This is a genomic window from Variovorax sp. J31P207 (genome assembly GCF_030316965.1).
GTDB lineage: Bacteria > Pseudomonadota > Gammaproteobacteria > Burkholderiales > Burkholderiaceae_C > Variovorax > Variovorax ginsengisoli_B.
In genome coordinates this window covers 16409-34076 of record NZ_JASZYN010000012.1, presented here as the reverse complement: position 1 = coordinate 34076, position 17668 = coordinate 16409, and the positions used below count along the sequence as shown (strand labels likewise).

The window sequence follows — 17668 nt, the reverse complement described above, 5'->3', positions numbered from 1 at the left end:
GCGGTGGCGCCAGGAAGCAAAGCGCAGATCAGAAGGGAAACAACCCCTCTGATCCGGCAACTGGCCGGGCCGGGCTCAGCGCCTGCAGATGCCCAGCACCAGCTCCTGCTCGGTGCAGTTGCGCGGCAGCGGCGGCGGCGCCGCCGCGGTAGCGCCGACGGCGGTCCGGCGGGCGATGCAATTGCGCAGGCGCTTTTCCATCGGCCCGTAGTAGCGCCACCCCTGGCTCAGGGGCGGCAGTTCCAGGCGCACCTGCTTCCACTTGGGATGGCCATTGGCCTGCAGCTTGTCGAAGTTGGTGCAGAGGGAATCGGCAAAGCGGCTCAGCGCGCCGACCGTCGACTGCAGGCCGTAGTCGTAGGTGACCAGGTAGGCCTTCACGGTCAGCGTGGGCACGTCGGCCTTGAGCCATGTCGAGTAGCTGGAGGCGCGGATCACCGCCGGGAAGTAGGTCTTCTTCGCCTGTGCCGTCTCCGGCGCCGCCTCGTCGAGCTTCAGGATCTTGATGTAGTTGCGCGCCTCGGCCTTCATGTCCGTGAAGAGCTTGGCCGGCTGTCCGGCGACGATGATCGCGACATCGATCGACTTGTCGACCGTGAGCCTGGCCAGCGCCTCTTCATTGGTCAGGTACTGCGCGTTGGCAGGCGGCAGCGGCTCGCCGAACATCAGCTGGTAGAGCGTGCGCGAGGTCAGCGCGGTGCCGCTGCCCAGCGGGCCGACGCCGATCTTCTGGTTCTTGATCTCGTGGATGCTGTTGAGCGGCGAGTCGGCACGGGCGACGAAGTAGATCTCCTCGTCGTAGAGCGGCATGATCAGGCGCAGCGGACGGATGATGTTGCCGGCGTCGGCGTTGCCCGCCTTCGCCTCGTCCAGGAAGGCCTGGTAGACGTCGGACTGCACCAGCGCCAGCTTGACGCCCGGCTCGAAGCGCATGCGCTGGACGTTCTCGGCCGACCCCTTCGACTCGAGGACTTCGAGATCGATGTCGGCCGGGTCCGCGATCCAGGTCGCGAGGTCCCGGCCGATCTGGATGTAGGTGCCGGTTTTCGATGCGGTGACGATCTTGTACTCCGCCCGGGGCGCCGCGGCCGCGCACGCGAGGAAGGCCATCCACAACAGCCCGATGGACAGGAATCTTGTTGGCATGTTGGCTCCGTCGAAGGTTGCTGACACTGCCAGGAGATGCCTGGCTCATTCTTGCGCGCACTCTCTATTTCTTCGAGCACAGGGCCAGCGCCGCCAGCGCCTCGCTGCACTCCTTGTCCTGCGGTCCGGCGGCACCGGCGGTCGGCGCAGGCGGGGACGCAACCGGCGCTTCCGGCCGCGCCGGGGCCGGGGCCGGGGGCGCGGCGGCCGGCGGCGCAGCGGCCTGCTCCAGCCGGATCGCCCTGGACGCCTTCAGCGAAACGTCAGGAAGGGGCTCCCCGTCGGCGGCCTGCGCCTGCGCTCGCTTGTCGAAGGCCTGCCACAGGGCCTGCACCGCCGGATCGTCCGAATGGTCGGCGTCCAGGCTCTCGAGCACCTGCTCGGCAGTGCCCAGGTCGCCGCGCTTCAGGGCGCCCTGGACCCGCTCGACGTCGTCCCTGAACGCGCGTTCCCTGCTGGCCTCGTTCTCACCGCCGACATAGACCCGTTCGAGCCCCACGACGGCGAGCCCGGCCACGACCAGCGCGAGCGCAATGCCCGCCACCATGCGCTGGGGGGTCGCGAAGCGAGTCAGCCAGTTCGACTTGCCGCCGCCGCCGAGCACTTCCGTCTGCCAGAAGACGCCCGGCCGGACCATGCCGATCTCGGCGTCGGCCTCCTGCCCGGCCGTGCCGGTGGGGCCGGGAATGTGGATGACTTCGTCCGCATCCGGCTGCACCGTGTCCCTGAAGTCGATGACCATCGGGGCCGGCACCTCCTTGGCCACGGAGAGCCCGCGCCCGGGCGCGGCCGGCGGTTCGGCATCGCCGGTATCGTCCGGCGCCAGCTGATCCTCGAAACAAAAGGGGCAAAACCGGTTCCCCTTCTGCAGCATGGCAGCACAACGCCTGCAGGGCACCGAGAACGATGGATCCAGATCGGCCAGGTTCGCCATGGTTCGGGACAAGTTTCATGCTCGCGCCAGAATTGAGCGATGTAATGATTTTGTACCTACTTTAACGCCGAACCAAGCCCGTTGGAGCGGGCCGCCCCCGAGGGGACGAGACCCGGGCGCGTCCGCCGCCCAGGCCGTTGTCGATCAAAGGTAGTTGAACAGCGAGATCGACGCCAGCTTGGCGAAGGTCATCTGGGTCGCCTGCAGCGAGGTCTGCCGCTGGTAGAACTCCGAGATCGCGCTGGCCGGGTCCAGGTCCTCGATCGAGGACATGTAGCTCTTGTCCATCAACACGCGCGAAGCGCCGCCGTCGTCGAGGGCGTCGACCTCGTTCATGCGCGAGCCCACCGAGGACAGAACGGTGAGCACGTTGTCGTGCGCGTTCGTGACCTTGACGTTGGCGGTGCTCAGCGCGTTCTGAAGCTTCGCCTGCGCCACTGCGCCGCCGCCTGTCAGCGGGGTGCGCAGCGCCGTGACCAGTTCGCCGATGGTCGCGAAGACGTCGGTGCCTGCGTTCTTGGCGGTCGTGACGTTGAAGGTGTCGCCGTCCGCCGGCGTGCCCGTCATGCTGATCTGCAGACCGCCGAAGGCGATCGGCGAGCCGGCCGTGAAGGCGCCGCTGGCGGCGACCACCGGGGGCGTGTCGTTGGTCGACACGGTGTAGTTGCCGGCCGCGAAGCTGATCGTGAAGTCCTTGCCGTAGTTGGCCGCGGTGGCATCGACCACGCTGACCGCGCCGAAGACGGCGGTGCCGGTGTTGGCCGCGGCGCCCGAGGTGACGTAGCCCGCGCCGCCCTGCACCGACTGGAACACGGTGCGGCCGTCGTCGGAGGTCGACAGCTGGCGCGCCACGTCGACCTGCATCAGGCGCTGCCCCTGGTCGCCGATGTACTGCACGCCGCCGCCGGCCTGGGCCGCGAAGGGCGGGCTGGAGCTCTTGTAGCCGGCGAACAGGAACTGGCCGTTGCCGTCGTCGGAGTTCGCGATGCCCACCAGCTGGTCGAGATTGCTCTGGATCGCGGTCGCCAGCGAAGCGCGGTCGGCGTCCGACAAGGTGCCGTTGCCGGCCTGCACGGTCAGGGTCTTGATGTTCTGCAGGATGACGGTGGTGCTGTCGAGCGCGGTTTCCTCGCGCTTGAGGGACAGGGTCGCGCGCTCGCGGCTGGTGGCGTACTGGGCCGACTCGGCCAGCGTCTGGGCGACGCCGAGTACCCGCGCCGCGCCCACCGGGTCGTCGCCGGCGGTCAGGAACTTGGTGCCCGCCGACAGGCGCTGCTGGACGTTGAAGAGATTCTGCTGCTGCAGGCCCATCGCGAGGGTGTTCTGCTCGTAGAACGAACTGGTGCTGATACGCATCACGGCTCCTTGGATCTGGGTGGGGTCGGGGCGATCAGCTGCTGATGCCGAGGATCGCGTCGAAGATGGTCGAGGCGGTCTGGATGACCTTCGCATTGGCCTGGTACATCTGCTGGAACATCAGCAGGTTGGCGGTTTCCTCGTCCTGGTTGACGCCGGAGATCGACTGCTGGCTGGCCTTGATCTGGCTGGTCACGCTCTCCTGCGTCTTGGTCGCGACCTTGATCTCCATCGCCTTGTTGCCGACCTCGCTGACCAGCTGCGAGTAGGCGCCATTGAAGGTGGTGGTGCCGTTGCCCATCGTGCTCTGGCGCTGCAGGGCGCCGAGCAGCAGCGCGTTGCTGCCGTCCGACACGCCGCCCGAGTTCTTGCCGATGGTGAAGGTGTCGCCGTTGGCCGGCGTGCCGGTCATCGCCATGCTGAGGCCGTCGAAGCTGATCTGGGCACCCGCCGTGTAGGGCACCGGGGCGCCGGCTGCGTAGGTGGTCGCGGTGCCGTTGGCCAGCGTCACTGTGACGGCGGAGGTGGCGGGAAAGCCCGACAGCGTACCGGTCGCGGAGTCGTAGCTCAGCGTCAGATTGGCAGCCAGCGGCGTCGCCGGGTAGGTCGGATCGACGGTCGCCTTGCCCAGCTTGCCGCTGCCCTGGTTGCCGGCGCTGTTGCCGGTCACGATCGGCGAGGCCGCCGCCACCTTGGCCGGGTCGAGCACCAGCACGTCCATGTCGCGCGCACCGGTGCGGGTCGGCTGCACCAGGAAGGAGTCGCCGGCCTGCGCCGTGCCGCTCGCCTGCGCCAGGCTCACGCCGTCGAAGCTGATCGGGAAGCTCGTGAAGGTGCCCATCGACTGCTTGTCCGACAGCCGGGTCACCGAGTAGTTCAGCGTGCCCGCCACATTGCTGACCTGCACCGAGTAGTCGCTGGTGCTGAGCTTGTTGGTGTCGGTCACGACACCCGACAGCACCATGCTGCCGGTGTTCTTCGCATTCGAGAACACGCCGGGCGTGGCGGTGGTGAAGAAGTCGGTGCCCAGCGCGCCGTTGAGGTCGACGCCCAGGCCGTGCTGCTCGTTGAAGGCGCCCGAGACCGCCATCGCCAGCCGGCCGATGGCGTTCTGGGCCGGGATCAGGGTCTGGGTGCGGAAGTTCATCAGGCCGCCCAGCGAGCCGCCGGTGATGACGTCGCTGCCGAGCTCCGACACGTTGCCGGCGACGCCCACCAGCGCCACCGTGGTGCGGGTCGGGTCGGCGGCCGAGGGCACCGCCTTCATGGTCGCGGCCTGGTCGCCGGTCACCAGTGACTGGCCATTGCCCATGAACACGTTGTACTTGCCGTTGTCCTGCTCGAGCACCTTGACGTCGACGATCTGGCTCAGGTCGCTGACCAGCTGGTCGCGCTGGTCCAGCAAGTCGTTCGGTGGCTGGCCGCCGGCGACGGCGGTCATCATGCTGATCTGCTGGTTGAGGCTGGCGATCTTGCTCGAGTAGGTGTTGATCTGCGAGACGCTGCCCGAGATCTGGTCGTTGACCGACCCGTTCAAGTCGCTCAGGTACTGGTCGGTCGAGCGGAACTTGTTCGACAGCGACTGCGCCGAGCTGATGAGTTGCTGCCGCGCGGCCGGGTCGGCCGGGGTGTTGGCGACGCCCTGCACCGCGGTGAAGAAGGTCTGCATCAGCACGCTGATGCCGGAGGTCTTGTCGGCCAGCAGTGAGTCGATGCGGTTGATCTCGGTGCCGTAGGAATTCAAGGCCGCCGAGGAGGATTGGGCCGTGGCGAGCTGCGCGGTCAGGTAGCGGTCGTAACTGCGGCTGATCGTGGTGACACCGGCGCCGGTGCCGACATAGCCCGAGCCGGTGGCGATCGCCGCGTTGGTGGCGACTTCCGCGACCTGCCGGCTGTAGCCGGTGGTGTAGACGTTGGCCGTGTTGTGGGCCGTCGTCATCAGCGAGGTTCGCGCGACATTGAGGCCGCTCAGACCCGTGAAGAACAAGTTTCCTGACATGGGATCGATTACCTGGTTGGGTGTGGGTGGGTGTTGCTTGCGGCATCGCCGCTGCAATGCCTTCAGGGTCTATATCGGCAGCTTCAGCCGAAAGTTGAAGGCTGAACGGCGCCTGACTCCCGCAGCTTGAACACCCCCACCACCTCGGACAGGTCGCCGGCCTGGCCCTGCAGCGATGCAGCGGCCGCCGCGGCCTCTTCCACCAGCGCCGCGTTCTGCTGCGTCACCTGGTCCATCTGTGTGATCGCCTGGTTGATCTGCTCGATGCCGGAGGTCTGCTCCTGGCTCGCCGCCGTGATCTCGCCCATGATGTCGGTCACCCGCTTGACGCTGCCCACGATCTCTTCCATCGTGTGACCCGCCTCGGCCACCAGCGCGCTGCCCGCGCCCACCTTGCCCACCGAGTCGTCGATCAGCCCCTTGATCTCCTTGGCCGCCGCTGCCGAGCGCTGCGCCAGGCTGCGCACTTCAGACGCCACCACCGCGAAGCCCCGGCCCTGCTCGCCGGCGCGTGCGGCTTCCACCGCCGCATTCAACGCCAGGATGTTGGTCTGGAACGCGATGCCGTCGATCACGCCGATGATGTCCACGATCTTCTTCGACGATGCGTTGATCGACGCCATCGTGTCCACCACCTGGCTCACGACCTCGCCACCCTTCACTGCCACTTCCGAGGCCGAAGCCGCGAGTTGATTCGCCTGGCGCGCGTTGTCCGCGTTCTGCTTGACGGTGCTGGTGAGTTCCTCCATCGAGGCGGCCGTTTGCTCCAGCGAGCTGGCCTGCTGCTCGGTGCGCGAGGACAGGTCCTGGTTGCCCGCCGCGATCTGGTTCGAGGCCGTCGCGATCGTGTCGCTGGAGGCCTTGATCTTGCCGACCACCTCGGTCAGTTCGATCTGCATCAGCCGGATCGAATGCAGCAGGCTGCCGGGCCGGGCTGCGCCGGTGTCCACCTCGACCGCCAGGTCGCCGGCCGCGATGCGGCCGACCACCTCGGCCGCGTAGGCCGGCTCTCCGCCCAGCTGGCGCCCGAGCGAGCGAGCCACTCCGGCGCCCAGGCCCAGGCTGGCCAGCAGGCCGACAGCCGCAATCACCAGCATCATCCAGCGCGAGCCCTGGTAGGTCTCTGCGGCCCGCTCGGCGCTGGCTTTGGCGAGCGTGTTGGCGTGGGCCACCATGGCCTCCAGGACCTCCTCGAGCGCGCGCGAGTCCTTCAGCAGCTGCGTGCTGTCGTCACCGACCCGGCCGTCGAATTGCGAACTGTCGAGCGATTGCTTGCCCACCAGCGTGACGAAATCGGCCATGCGCAGCTTCAACGGCGCCATCAAGGCCTCGTATTGCCGGAACAGCTTGGTGCCGGCCTCGCTGTCCAGGAACAACGGCTTGGCCTCGGCGGTGCGCGCCTCGAGGCCCTCGAGCGATTGGCGGATCGCGTTGGATCCGGTGTTGCGCTCACCGCGGGTGGCCGCCGACAGCAGCGTCATCTGCGAGCGGCTGGCATAGAGCAGCGCGATATTGGCCTGCTGTACGGCCTGCAGGGCGCTCAGCTCGTGGGTGTAGAGCCTCTCGGTCGACGCGCTGATGCGCCCCATGTGGAAGATGCCGAGCGCGCTGACGAGCGCGCCAAGGGCCGCGACCACGAGGAAACTCAAGACCAGCTTGACGGTGACGCGAAGATTTTGAAACCACTGCATTGCTGCTCCTAGGATGGCGGCCGTACGCCGCACGGGCTGTTAGAACTCGGTCCAGTCGCCGGACGAGGCCAGCTTCGGCTCGCTGCGAGCCGCCGACTCCGCCGGGCGCTTCGGCGCCGGCGCCGAAGCGCCCGGCTTGCGGGCGACCTGCTGCGCCTTCGCTTTCGACTTCGCCTGCGCGATCACCCGCGCGGCCTCGCCGTCGCTGGCCATCTTGAACACGCTGACCGCCTGCACCAGGCTCGACGCCTGCTCCTGCAGCGACCCGGCAGCGGCCGCGGCCTCTTCGACCAGCGCCGCGTTCTGCTGCGTCACCTGGTCCATCTGCGTGATCGCCTGGTTGATCTGCTCGATGCCGGAGGTCTGCTCCTGGCTGGCCGCCGTGATCTCGCCCATGATGTCGGTCACCCGCTTCACGCTGTCGACGATCTCTTCCATGGTGCGACCCGCCTCGGCCACCTGCTTGCTGCCCTCCTCGACCTTCTCCACCGAGTCGCCGATCAGGGTCTTGATCTCCTTGGCCGCCGCCGCCGAGCGCTGCGCCAGGCTGCGCACTTCAGACGCCACCACCGCGAAGCCCCGGCCCTGTTCACCGGCGCGTGCGGCTTCCACCGCCGCGTTCAACGCCAGGATGTTGGTCTGGAAGGCGATGCCGTCGATGACACCGATGATGTCCACGATCTTGCGCGAGGAGGCGTTGATCGAGCCCATGGTGTCGACCACCTGGCTCACCACGCTGCCACCCTTGACGGCGACTTCGGAAGCCGAGACCGCGAGTTGATTGGCCTGGCGCGCGTTGTCGGCGTTCTGCTTGACCGTCGAAGTCAGTTCTTCCATCGAGGCAGCGGTCTCTTCCAGCGAGCTCGCCTGTTCTTCGGTGCGCGACGACAAGTCCTGGTTGCCGGTCGCGATCTGGCCCGAGGCCGTCGCGATCGTGTCGGTGCCGGTGCGGACTTCGCCCACGATCTTCACCAGGCTGTTGTTCATCTCCTTGAGCGCCTGCATGAGCTGGCCGGTTTCGTCCGTCGTGCGTGCCTCGACGCGGCTGGTCAGGTCGCCGGCGGCCACGGACTGCGCCACCTTCACGGCTTCGGCCAGCGGCTTGGCGACGATGCGGGCGATCCAGAGCGCGAGCAACAGGCCCAGCGCCACGCTGCTCAGCAGGCTGCCGATGACCCAGAGCCGGGCATCCTGATAGACCGCGTTGCCGGTCTCGTCCGCCTTCCGGGCACCCACCTCGTTGACTTCGGCCAGGGTGTCGAGCATCTTGCTCAGTTCGAGATTCAGGCGCAGCGATTCGCCGCGGACCATGGCGACCGCCTCTTCGTTCTTCTGGGCGCGGGACAAGGCGATGACCTTGTCATGCTCCAGCGCGTACTGGCCCATCGCCTTGACGAATTCCGGGTAGACCTTCTTTTCTTCCGGCTCGGAGATCAGCTTCTCGTAGGCGCCGCGGCTCTTCTGCAGGCTGGCCCAGGCGTCGGTCATCGACTTCTCGTAGCCGGCCATGTCGGCCTCGGTGCTCGACAGGATGTGCTGCAGCTCCATCGAGCGATAGCGCGCCATCAGGCCCTTCATTTCGAGCAACGAGCGCGTGGCGGGCATCCAGTTGGTCGTGATGTCGGTCGACATCTGGTTGACCTTCGCCAGCTGCATCACCGAAAAGACGCCGACGAAGACTGTCAGCGCGAGAACGATGATGAACGAGATCAGGAGCTTGCTCGCGATCCTGAGGTTGTAGAACGCATTCATGTTGATTCCCTGTTGAGGCCTTGAGGCCAGTCATGTGTTTCCAGTTCAGAATTCGGTCCAGTCACCCGCGGCACTGGCGGCCGAGGCGAGCTGCGGCGCGCCGGCGCCCTTCTTTTCGATGGCCGGCGCAGGGGTCCTTCGGACGGCCTTGGGCGCCACTGCCGCGACGGCAGCGGGTCGGCCGAAGGCCGGTTCGCTGCGTCCGCCGGTGGCCGCATCCAGCTTGAAGACACCCACGGCCTTCACCAGGCTCGATGCCTGCTCCTGCAGCGACCCGGCAGCGGCCGCGGCCTCTTCCACCAGCGCCGCGTTCTGCTGCGTCACCTGGTCCATCTGCGTGATCGCCTGGTTGATCTGCTCGATGCCGGAGGTCTGCTCCTGGCTGGCCGCCGTGATCTCGCCCATGATGTCGGTCACCCGCTTCACGCTGTCGACGATCTCTTCCATCGTCTTGCCGGCTTCCGCCACCTGTTTGCTGCCCTCCTCGACCTTCTCCACCGAGTCGCCGATCAGGGTCTTGATCTCCTTGGCCGCAGCCGCCGAGCGCTGCGCCAGGCTGCGCACTTCCGACGCCACCACCGCGAAGCCGCGACCCTGCTCGCCGGCGCGTGCGGCTTCCACCGCCGCGTTCAACGCCAGGATGTTGGTCTGGAAGGCGATGCCGTCGATCACGCCGATGATGTCCACGATCTTGCGCGACGAGGCATTGATCGAGCCCATGGTGTCGACCACCTGGCTCACCACGCTGCCGCCCTTGACTGCCACCTCGGAAGCCGAGACCGCGAGTTGATTGGCCTGGCGGGCGTTGTCCGCGTTCTGCTTGACTGTGGAGGTGAGCTCTTCCATCGAGGCAGCCGTTTCTTCCAGCGAGCTCGCCTGCTCTTCGGTGCGCGACGACAGGTCCTGGTTGCCCGTGGCGATCTGGCCCGAGGCCGTCGCGATCGTGTCGGTGCCGGTGCGGACTTCGCCCACCACCTTCGCGAGGCTGTCGTTCATGTCCTTCAGCGCCCGCATCAGCTGGCCGGTCTCGTCGCGGCTCTCGATCTCGATGCGCGCGCTGAGGTCGCCGGAAGCCACCGTCTGCGCCACCTTGACCGCCTTGTCGATCGGCCTCGTGATGCTGCGCGAGATCAGCCACGCGAAGAGACTGCCGATGAGCACCGTCAGCACGCCTAGGGCCAGCGTCAGCGAGAAGCTGCGGGCGTTGGCGGCATCGATGGCGCGGCTCATGTCGTCGATCGCCTGGCGTTCCATCGACAGCAGGTCGAGCACCCGGCTTTCATAGGCCTTCGCGGCCGGCAGGAAAGCGTCCTTGAAGACGCGCTCGGTCTCCGCCGCATTGCCGCCGGCCTTCGCCTTGCCCACGACGTCCTTCGCTGCCTGGTACTTCGCACGCAGCTCGACGATCGACTTGTAGGTCTGCTTCTCGCCGTCGGTGACCAGCAGCGCCTCGACCTTCGCCATGGTCTCGCTGCCCCGCTTGACGCTGTCGGCGATCACTTCGGCAAAGGTCACGGGCAGCGTCTCGTCGGTGGTCTTGGCGATCATCGACGTACGCGCGATGGCCGAATAGGTCAGCACGTACCAGTCGGAGATCAATCGCTCCTTGGCCAACGGACTCTGCATCATGCGGCGGGTGGCTTCGGCGTTGTTCCGCGCGCTGACCAGGGCCGCGGCGGTCGAGACGATCGTCAGGCCCAGAACGATGGCGAAGCCGATGGCGAGGCGTGTTCCGATACGGACGTTGGGCAGGAGGGTCATGGTGGTACTCGACGCAAAAAGAGGTTGGTTTCAGGCCGCGACGGCTTCGATCAGGCCCATCTCGTCGCTGGACATCAGGCGGTCGATGTCGACCAGGATCAGCATCCGCTCTTCGAGCGTGCCCAGACCGATCAGGTAGTCGGTGTCCAGCACCGAGCCCATCGCCGGCGCCGGCTTGATCTGCTCCGGCGTCAAGGTGATCACGTCCGACACGCTGTCGACCACCATCCCGACCACCCGGCCGCCGATGCTCAGCACGATCACCACCGTGAACTGGTCGTAGCTCGGCGTGCCCAGCGCGAACTTGATCCGCATGTCGATGATCGGAACGATGATCCCGCGCAGGTTCACCACCCCCTTGATGTAGTCCGGCGCGTTCGCGATCCGCGTCACCGCGTCGTAGCCGCGCAGCTCCTGCACCTTCTGGATGTCGATGCCGTATTCCTCCGCGCCCAGCGTGAAGGAGAGGAACTCGAGCGGCTTGTCCGCGCGTGCCGGGTTCGCCACGCCATCGGCGGCGGGCTTCGATTGAACTGTGCTCATCTTGTCGACTCCTGTTTAAGACTTGAAAACACTCACTGCGTGGACCAGGCTTTCGGCCTGCTCCTGCAGCGACTGCGCCGCGGCGGAGGCTTCCTCCACCAGCGCCGCGTTTTGTTGAGTGACCTGGTCCATCTGCGTGATGGCCTGGTTGATCTGCTCGATGCCCGAGGTCTGTTCCTGGCTGGCGGTCGTGATCTCGCCCATGATGTCGGTCACCCGCTTGACGCTGCCGACGATCTCCTCCATCGTCTTGCCGGCTTCACCGACCAGCGCGCTGCCGGCATCGACCTTGCCCACCGAGTCGTCGATGAGGCCCTTGATCTCCTTGGCAGCCGAGGCGGAGCGCTGCGCGAGGCCGCGCACTTCGGCGGCGACGACGGCGAAGCCCTTGCCCTGTTCTCCGGCCCGTGCGGCTTCCACCGCCGCGTTCAACGCCAGGATGTTGGTCTGGAAGGCAATGCCGTCGATCACGCCGATGATGTCGACGATCTTGCGGGAAGAAGCGTTGATGGAGGCCATGGTGTCGACGACCTGGCCGACGACTTCTCCGCCCTTCACCGCGACCTCGGAGGCCGAGACCGCCAGCTGGTTCGCTTGCCGCGCGTTGTCCGCGTTTTGCTTGACGGTGCTGGTGAGTTCCTCCATCGACGCCGCGGTCTGCTCCAGCGAGCTGGCCTGCTGCTCGGTGCGCGACGACAGATCCTGGTTGCCGCTGGCGATCTGGCCGGAAGTCGTCATCACGCCGGTGACGTTGCTGCCGACGTCGGCGACGATCGCGAGAAAGTTGGCGCTCATCTGGTTCAACGCGCGCAGCAGGCTCTTGGTCTCGTCCTGCGGCCGGATCTCGAACTTGAGCAGTGCGCCGCCCGCGATCGCCTGCGCCACGCCCACCGCCTGCTCCAGCGGCCGGAAGAGGGTGCGGCTCATGAACCACCCGAAGCCGATCCATGCGAGTGCGCTGCCTACGGTGGCGGCGGCCAGCAGGCCGGGGAGCCAGCTGGGCGAGGCCGACGCGGACACGAGCCGCGTGGCCTCGACCCAGCCGACGGCGCCGACGCCCAGCGAGAGCGCGGCGGCTGTCAACGTCGCCGCGATCACGCGGCCGCGGATCGGCAGGCGACGCAGGCCGCCCATCGGGTCGGACCACCCGTTGCGGACCACCTCGCCCTGGCGGATCGACACGCCCCGGGCCAGGCCCTCGCGCATTCTTCGATAGAGCGCGTCGGCCTCGTCGACATCCGACCGTTCGGGCTTGCTGCGGACCGACATGTAGCCTTCGGCCACTCCGTTGCGGTGGATCGGCGTCACGTTCGCCTGCACCCAGTAGAAGTCGCCGTTCTTGCGGCGGTTCTTGACGAGTCCGGTCCAGGGCAGGCCGCGTCCCAGCGTGTCCCACATGTCAGCGAAAGCCTCGGGCGGCATGTCCGGATGCCGGACGATGTTGTGGGCCTTGCCCATCAGCTCCTCGAGCGTGTAGCCGCTGACCTCCACGAAGGTCGGGTTGACGTAGGTGATGCGCCCCTTCAGATCGGTGCGCGACACCAGCGCCGCGTCTTGCCGCAGTGGGTATTCCTGGACGGTGATGGGTAGATTGACTCGCATGCTCTCTCAGTGCTTTTCGGATTCGGATTCAAGCCTGAACATGCTCACGACTTGCGACAGGCTCCCGGCCTGCTCCTGCAGCGACCCGGCAGCGGCCGCGGCCTCTTCGACCAGCGCCGCGTTCTGTTGCGTCACTTGGTCCATCTGCGTGATCGCCTGGTTGATCTGCTCGATCCCCGAGGTCTGCTCCTGGCTGGCTGCCGTGATCTCGCCCATGATGTCGGTCACCCGCTTGACGCTGTCGACGATCTCTTCCATCGTCTTGCCGGCTTCCGCCACCTGCTTGCTGCCCTCTTCGACCTTCTCCACCGAGTCGCCGATCAAGGTCTTGATCTCCTTGGCCGCCGCCGCCGAGCGCTGCGCCAGGCTGCGCACTTCCGACGCCACCACCGCGAAGCCGCGGCCCTGTTCACCGGCGCGCGCGGCTTCCACCGCCGCATTCAACGCCAGGATGTTGGTCTGGAAGGCGATGCCGTCGATCACGCCGATGATGTCCACGATCTTGCGCGACGAGGCATTGATCGAGCCCATGGTGTCGACCACCTGGCTCACCACGCTGCCACCCTTGACGGCCACTTCGGAAGCCGAGACCGCGAGTTGATTGGCCTGGCGAGCGTTGTCGGCGTTCTGCTTCACCGTCGAAGTCAGTTCCTCCATCGAGGCAGCCGTTTCTTCCAGCGAGCTGGCCTGCTCTTCGGTGCGCGACGACAGGTCCTGGTTGCCCGTGGCGATCTGGCTCGAGGCCGTCGCAATCGTGTCGGTGCCGGTGCGGACTTCATCGACCACCTTGGAGAGGCTGCCGCGCATGTGCTCGATCGCGTGCATCAGGCTCGATGCGTCGCCGGCCTTCAACGTCACGCTCGCTGCCAGGTCGCCCTGCGCAATTCGACGGGCCACGGCAGTCGCGGCAGCCGGCTCGCCGCCGAGCTGCTTCAGCAGGCCGCGCGAAATGGTCCAGCCGATTGCGAAGAGCACGGCCGCCAGGCCCAGGGCGCAGGCCGAGAATCCGAGCAGCCGCCCGGCGATCCTGGCATGCACCGTGTCCACATAGACTCCGGATCCGATGATCCATCCCCAGGGCTTGAACCCCTTGACGTAGGACACCTTGGGCACCGGTGTCTCGCTGCCCGGCTTGGCCCACTCGTAGGAAACGAAGCCGGCACCGCTGGCCTGCACCGTCTTCACGAACTCGGCGAAGATCGCCTTGCCGGTGCTGTCCTTGTTGTCCGACAGGTCCTTGCCCTCGAGCGCCGCGCTGATCGGGTGCATCAGCATCTGCGGCGTCATGTCGTTCAGCCAGAAATATTCGTTCCCGCTGTAGCGCAGGCTGCGCAGCACCTGCATGGCCTGCTCCTTGGCTTGCGGCTCGCCCAGGACGCCCTTCTGCGCCAGGCCGTGGTAGTACACCAGGATGCCGTGCGCGGTCTCGACGGCCTGCCGCACGCTGGCCTCGCGCTCCTCCATGATGAGTTTCTGCTCGGAATACAGGAAGAGCCCGGTCAACGCGAATACGCCGAGGACCGCGGCGCAGACGAGCATGCCGAGCCGTCTCGCGATGGTCATGGAGCGGAAGTTCAGGAACTGGGACATGCGGGCCTGCGGGTTGGATGGACCACCCTGCTATCGGCAGCCAGAGTCGGGTCCTGAAGGGTTGGCGAGAAATTCCGCTCAGCGGCCGGCGCCGAGCCTGAAGACGCTCACCGAATTCACCAGGCTCGACGCCTGCTCCTGCAGCGACCCGGCAGCGGCCGCGGCCTCTTCGACCAGCGCCGCGTTCTGCTGCGTCACCTGGTCCATCTGCGTGATCGCCTGGTTGATCTGCTCGATCCCCGAGGTCTGTTCCTGGCTGGCCGCCGTGATCTCGCCCATGATGTCGGTCACCCGCTTCACGCTGTCGACGATCTCTTCCATCGTCTTGCCGGCTTCCGCCACCTGCTTGCTGCCCTCCTCGACCTTCTCCACCGAGTCGCCGATCAGGGTCTTGATCTCCTTGGCCGCCGCTGCCGAGCGCTGCGCCAGGCTGCGCACTTCGGACGCCACCACCGCGAAGCCGCGGCCCTGTTCACCGGCGCGCGCGGCTTCCACCGCCGCGTTCAATGCCAGGATGTTGGTCTGGAAGGCGATGCCGTCGATGACACCGATGATGTCCACGATCTTGCGCGAGGAGGCGTTGATCGAGCCCATGGTGCCGACCACCTGGCTCACCACGCTGCCGCCCTTGACGGCCACTTCGGAAGCCGAGACCGCGAGTTGATTGGCCTGGCGTGCGTTATCGGCGTTCTGCTTCACCGTCGAAGTCAGCTCTTCCATCGAGGCAGCCGTTTCTTCCAGCGAGCTGGCCTGCTCCTCGGTGCGCGAGGACAGGTCCTGGTTGCCCGTGGCGATCTGGCCCGAGGCCGTCGCGATCGTGTCGGTGCCGGTGCGGACTTCGCCCACCACCTTCGCGAGGCTGTCGTTCATGTTCTTCAGCGCCTGCATCAGCTGGCCGGTCTCGTCGCGGCTCCCGACCTCGATGTGGCTGGCGAGATTGCCGTCCGCCACGGTCTCCGCCACCTTCACGGCCTCGCCCAACGGGTGGACGATGCCGACCGTCAGCCGCCAGGCGAACAACCCGCCGACCGCCAACGCAACGATCGACAGCACGATCAGCGACATCCGGCCGGTGTCGTGCTCTTTCGCGATCGCGTGGGCCGACGCGTCGATCAGCCCGCGTTCATGCACCGACAGCGCATCGACGGCCTTTCCATAGTTCGCCAGCGCCACCGTGAACTGGTTGTCGGCCAGTTTGTTGGCACCGTCCGCATCGTTCGCCGCCTTGAGCTTGTTGAGCGCTGCGAGCAGTTCGAGCACCACGCGGCGTGCCTCGGCCACGTCGCCGTAGAGCTTCTTTTCCTCGGGCGAGACCAGCAGCGCCTCGAGCTTCTTCTGCAGCGGATTGATGAGTGCCTGGCCGCCGCCGAGTTCCTTCTTGAAATAGGCTTCGGTGGCGGCATCGCTGGCCTTCACGATTGCAAAAGTCCGCACGATGTTGGCCGCCAGCAAGGTCGACCATTCGCCGACCATGCGCTCCTTGACCAAGGTCTTCTCGACCATCTCTTCGGTGGCGTTGCCCACGTTGGCCAGCCGCAGCATGCCGGTGGCCGAAAGAAGGGCCATCAGCACCAGCATGGCGGCGAAGCCGATGCCCAGGCGGGTGCCGATCTTCAGATTCTTCATACTCATCACACACTTCCTCACTTCATCGAACGATTGGATCGGCGCCGAAACGCCGCGGGTCTTGTCGTATGCCGGCTCAGCTCGCCCGCCCGTCGGACGGATTCATCTTGAAGACGCTCACCACCTGCGACAGGTTGCCGGCCTGCTCCTGAAGCGACTGCGCCGCTGCCGAGGCCTCTTCGACCAGTGCCGCGTTCTGCTGCGTCACCTGGTCCATCTGCGTGATCGCCTGGTTGATCTGCTCGATCCCCGAGGTCTGCTCCTGGCTGGCCGCCGTGATCTCGCCCATGATGTCGGTCACCCGCTTGACGCTGTCGACGATCTCTTCCATCGTCTTGCCGGCTTCCGCGACCTGCTTGCTGCCTTCCTCGACCTTCTCCACCGAGTCGCCGATCAAGGTCTTGATCTCCTTGGCCGCCGCTGCCGAGCGCTGCGCCAGGCTGCGCACTTCGGACGCCACCACCGCGAAGCCGCGGCCCTGTTCACCGGCGCGCGCGGCTTCCACCGCCGCGTTCAACGCCAGGATGTTGGTCTGGAACGCGATGCCGTCGATCACGCCGATGATGTCCACGATCTTGCGCGACGAGGCATTGATCGAGCCCATGGTGTCGACCACCTGGCTCACCACGCTGCCACCCTTGACGGCCACTTCGGAAGCCGAGACCGCGAGTTGATTGGCCTGGCGCGCGTTGTCGGCGTTCTGCTTGACCGTCGAAGTCAGCTCTTCCATCGAGGCAGCGGTCTCTTCCAGCGAGCTCGCCTGTTCTTCGGTGCGCGACGACAAGTCCTGGTTGCCGGTCGCGATCTGGCCCGAGGCCGTCGCGATCGTGTCGGTGCCGGTGCGGACTTCGCCCACGATCTTCACCAGGCTGTTGTTCATCTCCTTGAGCGCCTGCATCAGCTGGCCGGTTTCGTCCTTCGAGGCCACGTGGATGCGCGAGCTGATGTCGCCTGCGGCGACGGTCTCGGCCACCTTCACGGCTTCACCGATCGGCCGCGTGATCGATCGCGTGATGAACCAGGCAATCGCAGCGCCCAGCAGCACGGCCGTCAGGCCGAGGCCCAGCATCAGGCCGCGTGCACGTTGGTACTCGGCGGCCGCGGCGGCATTCGCCTCCTCGGCCCGCTGGGTCTGGTAGCGGATCATCTCGTCCACCGAGGCCAGCGTGGCGCGCACGGCGGGAGCGAACTTCTTCATCAGGAGTTCGGTCGCTTCGACGTTCTTGTTCTGCTGCGCCAGTTCGATCAGCTGGGCGTTCAGGGGCGCGGCCACCGCCAGCGTCTCGTCGATCCTGGCCAGAAAGGCCTTGCCTTCCGGGCGCACGACGATCTTGGCGAGCGCGGTCTTGGTCTCGGTGAACAGCTCGCGCGCCGACGCGATCTTCTTCATCTGTTCGCGCATCGACGCCTCGTCGGTCAGCAGCACCAGTTCAGTCCCGAAGCCGGCGATGTCACGAATCGAATCGAGCATCTTGTTGGCCAGCGCCACCTTGACGTTGTTGTCATGGACCATGCTGTCGAGGCGCGCCTGGATGCCGCCGAGGGAGTTCAGGCCGAGTGCGACGATCGCCGCCAGGAACAGCAGCACGACGGCGAAGCCCATGCCCAGGCGGGTGCCGATTTTCAGATTGGAAAGCGCGTTCATGGTGGTGGCAACAAGGCGTCGAG

The 17668-nt window shown here is 66.5% G+C and carries 12 protein-coding genes; all 12 read right to left on the bottom strand.

The features are described from left to right. Window positions 1-75: 75 nt before the first annotated feature. Window positions 76-1146, bottom strand: a complete 1071-nt coding sequence (locus QTI68_RS30595) for a TAXI family TRAP transporter solute-binding subunit (RefSeq protein WP_286526967.1) — start codon at window positions 1144-1146, stop codon at window positions 76-78. 64 nt (window positions 1147-1210) lie between these two features. Continuing rightward, entirely contained in the window at window positions 1211-2080 is an 870-nt protein-coding gene (locus QTI68_RS30590; RefSeq protein ID WP_286526966.1) for a hypothetical protein, read from the bottom strand. 144 nt (window positions 2081-2224) lie between these two features. Beyond that, on the bottom strand, window positions 2225-3436 hold the full coding sequence (gene flgL / locus QTI68_RS30585) for a flagellar hook-associated protein FlgL (protein ID WP_286526965.1): 1212 nt from the start codon (window positions 3434-3436) through the stop codon (window positions 2225-2227). Between the two features lie 34 nt (window positions 3437-3470). Beyond that, window positions 3471-5435, bottom strand: coding sequence for a flagellar hook-associated protein FlgK (flgK, locus tag QTI68_RS30580; RefSeq protein WP_286526964.1), 1965 nt, complete (start codon window positions 5433-5435; stop codon window positions 3471-3473). A gap of 83 nt (window positions 5436-5518) precedes the next feature. After that, window positions 5519-7126 (bottom strand): methyl-accepting chemotaxis protein, encoded by a 1608-nt coding sequence (locus QTI68_RS30575; protein ID WP_286526963.1) that lies wholly within the window; start codon window positions 7124-7126, stop codon window positions 5519-5521. A 39-nt stretch (window positions 7127-7165) separates the two neighbouring features. Beyond that, window positions 7166-8878: a methyl-accepting chemotaxis protein gene (locus tag QTI68_RS30570; protein ID WP_286526962.1), complete on the bottom strand. Its 1713-nt coding sequence runs from the start codon at window positions 8876-8878 to the stop codon at window positions 7166-7168. A 45-nt stretch (window positions 8879-8923) separates the two neighbouring features. After that, window positions 8924-10639 carry a methyl-accepting chemotaxis protein gene (locus QTI68_RS30565; protein ID WP_286526961.1) on the bottom strand — a complete coding sequence of 572 codons (1716 nt, stop codon included), beginning with the start codon at window positions 10637-10639 and terminating at the stop codon, window positions 8924-8926. 30 nt (window positions 10640-10669) lie between these two features. Beyond that, window positions 10670-11182, bottom strand: coding sequence for a chemotaxis protein CheW (locus QTI68_RS30560; RefSeq protein ID WP_286511327.1), 513 nt, complete (start codon window positions 11180-11182; stop codon window positions 10670-10672). A gap of 15 nt (window positions 11183-11197) precedes the next feature. After that, window positions 11198-12784 (bottom strand): methyl-accepting chemotaxis protein, encoded by a 1587-nt coding sequence (locus QTI68_RS30555; protein WP_286526960.1) that lies wholly within the window; start codon window positions 12782-12784, stop codon window positions 11198-11200. Between the two features lie 6 nt (window positions 12785-12790). Further along, window positions 12791-14374 carry a methyl-accepting chemotaxis protein gene (locus QTI68_RS30550; RefSeq protein ID WP_286526959.1) on the bottom strand — a complete coding sequence of 528 codons (1584 nt, stop codon included), beginning with the start codon at window positions 14372-14374 and terminating at the stop codon, window positions 12791-12793. Window positions 14375-14452: 78 nt separating this feature from the next. Next, window positions 14453-16006 (bottom strand): methyl-accepting chemotaxis protein, encoded by a 1554-nt coding sequence (locus QTI68_RS30545; protein WP_286526958.1) that lies wholly within the window; start codon window positions 16004-16006, stop codon window positions 14453-14455. 70 nt (window positions 16007-16076) lie between these two features. Then, window positions 16077-17645: a methyl-accepting chemotaxis protein gene (locus tag QTI68_RS30540; RefSeq protein WP_286526957.1), complete on the bottom strand. Its 1569-nt coding sequence runs from the start codon at window positions 17643-17645 to the stop codon at window positions 16077-16079. Between the last annotated feature and the right edge of the window lie 23 nt (window positions 17646-17668).

Coding starts and splice junctions, on each gene's coding strand:
- QTI68_RS30545 (WP_286526958.1), bottom strand. CDS start 16,006: ATGAGTATGAAGAATCTGAAGATCGGCACCCGCCTGGGCATCGGCTTC.
- QTI68_RS30555 (WP_286526960.1), bottom strand. CDS start 12,784: ATGCGAGTCAATCTACCCATCACCGTCCAGGAATACCCACTGCGGCAA.
- QTI68_RS30565 (WP_286526961.1), bottom strand. CDS start 10,639: ATGACCCTCCTGCCCAACGTCCGTATCGGAACACGCCTCGCCATCGGC.
- QTI68_RS30575 (WP_286526963.1), bottom strand. CDS start 7,126: ATGCAGTGGTTTCAAAATCTTCGCGTCACCGTCAAGCTGGTCTTGAGT.
- flgL (WP_286526965.1), bottom strand. CDS start 3,436: ATGCGTATCAGCACCAGTTCGTTCTACGAGCAGAACACCCTCGCGATG.
- QTI68_RS30570 (WP_286526962.1), bottom strand. CDS start 8,878: ATGAATGCGTTCTACAACCTCAGGATCGCGAGCAAGCTCCTGATCTCG.
- QTI68_RS30560 (WP_286511327.1), bottom strand. CDS start 11,182: ATGAGCACAGTTCAATCGAAGCCCGCCGCCGATGGCGTGGCGAACCCG.
- QTI68_RS30590 (WP_286526966.1), bottom strand. CDS start 2,080: ATGGCGAACCTGGCCGATCTGGATCCATCGTTCTCGGTGCCCTGCAGG.
- QTI68_RS30540 (WP_286526957.1), bottom strand. CDS start 17,645: ATGAACGCGCTTTCCAATCTGAAAATCGGCACCCGCCTGGGCATGGGC.
- QTI68_RS30550 (WP_286526959.1), bottom strand. CDS start 14,374: ATGTCCCAGTTCCTGAACTTCCGCTCCATGACCATCGCGAGACGGCTC.
- flgK (WP_286526964.1), bottom strand. CDS start 5,435: ATGTCAGGAAACTTGTTCTTCACGGGTCTGAGCGGCCTCAATGTCGCG.
- QTI68_RS30595 (WP_286526967.1), bottom strand. CDS start 1,146: ATGCCAACAAGATTCCTGTCCATCGGGCTGTTGTGGATGGCCTTCCTC.